Annotated in this window: 4 protein-coding genes; 3 read left to right on the top strand and 1 reads right to left on the bottom strand. The window is 70.7% G+C overall.

From position 1 onward, the window contains the following. From HKK72_RS35900 to HKK72_RS35890, 3 genes are all read left to right on the top strand, one after another. On the top strand, positions 1–991 hold a 991-nt coding region (locus HKK72_RS35900; RefSeq protein ID WP_261987530.1), incomplete at its 5' end, for an ABC transporter permease. Further along, positions 988–1,908, top strand: coding sequence for an ABC transporter permease (locus tag HKK72_RS35895; RefSeq protein ID WP_222721573.1), 921 nt, complete (start codon positions 988–990; stop codon positions 1,906–1,908). The genes HKK72_RS35900 and HKK72_RS35895, both read left to right, overlap by 4 nt. A 10-nt stretch (positions 1,909–1,918) precedes the next feature. Continuing rightward, complete coding sequence (locus tag HKK72_RS35890) at positions 1,919–3,577, top strand: ABC transporter ATP-binding protein (RefSeq protein ID WP_187238852.1); 1,659 nt, start codon at positions 1,919–1,921, stop codon at positions 3,575–3,577. A gap of 95 nt (positions 3,578–3,672) precedes the next feature. Here HKK72_RS35890 and HKK72_RS35885 read toward each other — a convergent pair whose 3' ends face one another. Further along, positions 3,673–4,710, bottom strand: a complete 1,038-nt coding sequence (locus tag HKK72_RS35885; protein ID WP_187238851.1) for a hypothetical protein — start codon at positions 4,708–4,710, stop codon at positions 3,673–3,675. Positions 4,711–4,941: the final 231 nt, after the last annotated feature.

Below are 4,941 nucleotides of genomic sequence, written 5' to 3'. Positions count from 1 at the left end.
CGTCCCCAGGCCCCAACCCCCGGTCGGAGGCACCTCGTTGACTCGCTTCCTGGCAAAGCGGTGCGGGCAGGCGCTCGTCGTCATCTTCCTGGTGACAGTGATCGTCTTCCTCCTGCTGCACTCGGTCCCCGGAGGGCCTGCACGCGGCATTCTCGGCCCACAGGCCAGCGCGCAGACGATCGCGGCCTTCAACCACGAGCACGGCTTCGACCAGTCCCTGATCCAGCAGTACTGGTCCTACCTCAGCAGGCTGCTGCACGGTGACCTCGGCGACTCCTACACGCTCAACCAGTCGGTAGGCTCGCTGATCGCGCAGCGGCTCCCCAAGACCCTGATCCTGACCGGCCTGTCGACGCTGCTCGCGCTGGTCATCGCGATCCCGCTCGGCGTGTGGCAGGGCCGTCGCCGCAAGGGCCTGGCCGACTACGCCGTCACCACCGTGGTGTTCATCGGCTACGCCACCCCGGTCTTCCTGCTCGCGCTCATCCTGGTGGTCGTCTTCACCGAGAAGTTCCCGATCCTGCCCGTGCAGGCGCCGCAGGCACAGTCGCTCTCCGGTCTGTTCGCCGACTCGCGGGGGCTGATCCTGCCCATCCTCGCCGGGGCGATCGCCACGATCGCGGCGTTCAGCCGCTACATGCGCTCCGCCGTGCTGGACAACCTCGCCGAGGACTACGTGCGCACCGCGCGCGCCAAGGGCGCCTCGGAGCGCCGCGTCGTGTGGCTGCACATCATGCGCAACTCCCTGACGCCCATCATCGCGATGCTCGGCTACTACCTGCCGGTGCTGTTCGGCGGCGCGCTCGTCATCGAGTCGGTGTTCAACTACCCCGGCATGGGCCTGCTCTTCTGGAACGCCGCGCAGACCTCCGACTACCCGATCCTGCTCGGCGCGGTCCTCGTCATCGCGCTGGCGACCGTCATCGGGTCCCTGCTCGCCGACATCCTCCAGGCCTTCGTCGATCCCCGGGTACGAGGAGCCATCAAATGACCGTTTCCCTGCCCCCCATGGCCGATCCGGCTCCCACCCCGGCGACCGGCCCGCCGCTGACACCGGCGGCCGGGCCCTACCGGCGCATGGTCTCGCTGTTCTTCGCCAACCGGCTTGCCGTGACCGGGCTGGTCGTCCTGCTGGCACTGGCGCTGTTCTGCTTCGTCGGACCACTGATCCACCACACCGACCAGGTGCACACCCGGCTGGCCGACGCCAACCTGTCGCCCGGTACCGGAGGGCACCTGCTCGGCACCGACGACGTCGGCCGCGACGTCCTGGGCCGCCTGATGATCGGCGGTCAGACGTCGCTGGAGATCGGCGTCGCCGCCGGGCTGCTGGCCACGCTGATCGGGACCGTGTGGGGAGCGATCTCCGGCTATGCCGGCGGCTGGGTGGACGCGTGCATGATGCGGGTGGTCGACGCTGGCATCGCGATCCCCGCGCTGTTCCTGCTCCTCGTGACGGCGACCATCCTCCGGCCCACCGTCCCGGTGCAGATTCTGATCATCGGGTGCGTGTCGTGGCTCGTCCCGGCCCGGCTGGTGCGCGCCGAGGCGCTGTCACTGCGCAGCCGCGAGTACGTACAGGCGATGAAGGCGATGGGCGGCAGCCACCGCCGCGCGGTGTTCCGGCACATCATCCCGAACGCCATCGGGACCGTGGTGGTCAACGCGACCTTCCAGGTGGCCGACGCCATCCTGTTGATCGCCTACGTCAGCTTCCTCGGGCTCGGCGTCGCCCCGCCCAAGACCGACTGGGGCGGCATGCTCAGCAAGGGGATCTCCTACACCTACGACGGCTACTGGTGGCTGATCTTCCCTGCTGGATTCGCCATCGTGCTGGTGGTGTGCGCGTTCAACGCGATCGGCGACGGCCTGCGCGACTCCTTCGAAGTACGTCTCCAGGGCCGATGAGGAGGATCCGGTGAGCGAGTCTCCAGCGCTGGCGATCAAGGACCTGACCGTTTCGTTCACGGGCGGAACCGAGGAGGTACGGGCCGTCGACGGCGTCAGCATCGACGTGCGGCCCGGAGAGGTCGTCGCCGTCGTGGGCGAGTCCGGGTCCGGCAAGAGCGTCACATCGATGTCCACGCTCGGCCTCCTCCCGCCCACCGCGACCGTCACCGGCAAGGTGCAGGTCGGCGGGGTCGACGTCACGACGCTGGACGGGCGGCGGCTGAGGGCGATCCGCGGCGCCGAGGTCGCCATGGTGTTCCAGGAGCCGATGACGGCACTGAACCCCGCGTTCACGGTCGGCTGGCAGGTGGCCGAGGCACTGCGCCTGCACATCCCCGACATGTCCAGGAAGCAGGCGCTCGAACGGGCGGCGGAGCTGCTGGAGATGGCCGGGATCCGCGACGCGCCGCGCCGGCTCGGCCAGTTCCCGCACGAGCTGTCCGGCGGGCTGCGCCAGCGCGTCATGATCGCGATGGCCATCGCCTGCGAACCGAAGGTCCTCATCGCCGACGAGGCCACCACCGCGCTGGACGTCACCGTCCAGGCGGAGATCCTCGACCTGCTGCGCGACCTGCGAGCGAGGTTCGGCATGGCGATGCTCGTCATCACGCACAACATGGGCGTCGTCGCCGACATCGCCGACCGGGTCGTCGTGATGCACGAGGGAAAGGTCGTCGAGCAGGCCACCGTCGAGGACCTGTTCGCCCGGCCGCAGGCCGACTACACCAGGAAGCTGCTGGCCTCGGTGCCGCGGCTCGTCCCCGGCCGGCGCCGCGCGCGTACGGCACCGGCCGCCGAGAAGCCGGAAGGACAGGCGTCCGGCGGCGCCGCCGCGCTCGCCCTGGAGAACGTGGTCGTGGAGTTCCGCGGCAAGGGCGCCGCCAAGGTACGAGCGGTCGACGACGTCTCGCTCGGCATCGCTCCGGGCGAGGTCCTCGGGCTGGTCGGCGAGTCCGGGTCGGGTAAGTCCACCGTGGGCCGGGCCGCGATCGGGCTGCTCAAGCCCGCGTCCGGAACGATCCGGCTGCTCGGTGAGGAGCTGACCGGCGCCAGGGGCCGTGACCTGCGCCGGCTGCGCCGCCGGTGCAGCATCGTCTTCCAGGACCCGGCGTCGTCACTGGACCCCCGGATGACCGTGGGCGACTGCATCGCCGAGCCGCTCGTCATCAACGGGATCGGCGACCGGACCGACCGGGTCGTCGACCTGCTGAAGAGCGTCAAACTCGACCCGTCGGTACGGCGGCGCTACCCGCACGAGCTGTCCGGCGGGCAGCGGCAACGGGTCAGCATCGCGCGGGCGATCGCGCTCGACCCACAATTGATCATCGCCGATGAGCCGACCAGCGCGCTGGACGTGTCCGTTCAGGCGACGGTGCTGGACCTGTTCCTGGAACTCCAGGACCGGCTCGGCTTCGCCTGCCTGTTCATCACCCACGATCTTGCCGTCATCGGCATGGTCTCAGACCGGGTGGCGGTGATGAACGGCGGCCGGATCGTCGAGGAGGGCGTGACCGACCAGGTGCTGTTCGACCCGCGTGAGGACTACACCCGGCGGCTGGTGGCGTCGGCGCCGGTACCCGACCCGCTCGATCAGCGGCAGCGGCGCGCCGAGCGCCAGAGCCTCTGACCGTCCGGACAGACGATCTCGGCGCCGGCGTCCTTCGGGGGAGATGCCGGCGCCGAGATCTCGAATCTCGCGTCCGGTGTGCGCGTCCGCCCACGTCACCGGCCGCAGGTGCCGCACGGCGCACGGGTGCGGCGGGCGTAGGCCACCGCCGCGACGGCCATCCCGGCGCCCCACGTCAGATAAGCGGGGACCGCGATCCAGAAGAACGTCTCGGGCAGCGCGAGGCCGCCCTCGGCCGGGAACGGGTTACGGCCCTGCAACCGCTCGAAGATCATCTGGAGCTGTGTCAGGCCGAAGTACACGATCAGCCCGCCCGAGATGCCGCACGCAGGCCACAGCACCAGCCGGCGCGGCACCCGGCGCCCGGCCAGGCGCGGAACCCAGCGTGGCCAGAACCGGCCCCAGCCGTGCACCAACGAGAGCGGCAGCACGGTGCCGCCCAGCACGAAGCCGACCTCGAACAGCATCGCGGACGCGCCGGCGGACAGCGGTGACTGGGCGAAACCGATCCGGACCTGCGCGATGATCCGCACCAGGCAGCCCGCCACCGAGAGGTAGGCGGCCCAGAAGGCCCAGCGCGGGGTACGCCGCAGCGGGCCGGCCGACGACGCCGTCCGCCCGCACGCCGCGCAGCCCTCCCGGGTCCGGCGCTGGTAGGACCGCGCCGACAGCACCACCAGCACCCCCGCGCCGACACAGGCCACCCGGCTCAGCGCGCCGAGAGGGTAGAACCGGATCCCGAGACCCGGCAGGATCCCGCCGATCACGTCGAGCAGCAGCATGGCCCCGGCCGCCACGAGCGAGACGCCCGCCGCCCACGCCGCGAGCAGCAGCGTCCAGCGGATCAGCCCGCTCCCCCGCACGGTCATCAGGGCGATGAGAACGAGTGCCGCCGCCGCGCACAGGCCGACCGACGGCCACCCGGTGAAGGCCACGAGGTCGGGGCCCACCGGCGACAGGTCGCCGGGCATGTGGCCGAGTTCCCAGTGGATCCGGAGCGCCCCGTACAGCGTCACCCAGACCAGCCCGATCTGCGCGCTCCACCTGCGCCACGACGGCGCGGCGGGCGTCGCCTCGTCAACGGGCGTCGCCTCGACAGTCGCATGTGCGGGTTCCGTCACGGTCTTCGCCATGTCCGTCATCCTGACCCGAGGGGGCTTTCACGACCTCCCCAGCCAGGCCTATACGCTTCCCCCCAGAGGGGGAAAAGGATGATTCGTCGCTGGAGCCCGGCCGGCCTCGCACCGCCGATCGGTAAGTACAGCCACCTTGCTACCGTGCCCGCCGATCACGACCTGGTGTTCATGTCGGCTTCAGCACCGGCCTGCATAAGGGCGTACTGGCCGTACCGGTCACCGCCCTGC

It is taken from the genome of Actinomadura sp. HBU206391 (assembly GCF_014323665.1).
Taxonomy (GTDB): Bacteria; Actinomycetota; Actinomycetes; order Streptosporangiales; family Streptosporangiaceae; genus Actinomadura_C.
Note: the sequence above shows the minus strand (reverse complement) of the source record. Positions and strands in the feature narration are given on the sequence as shown.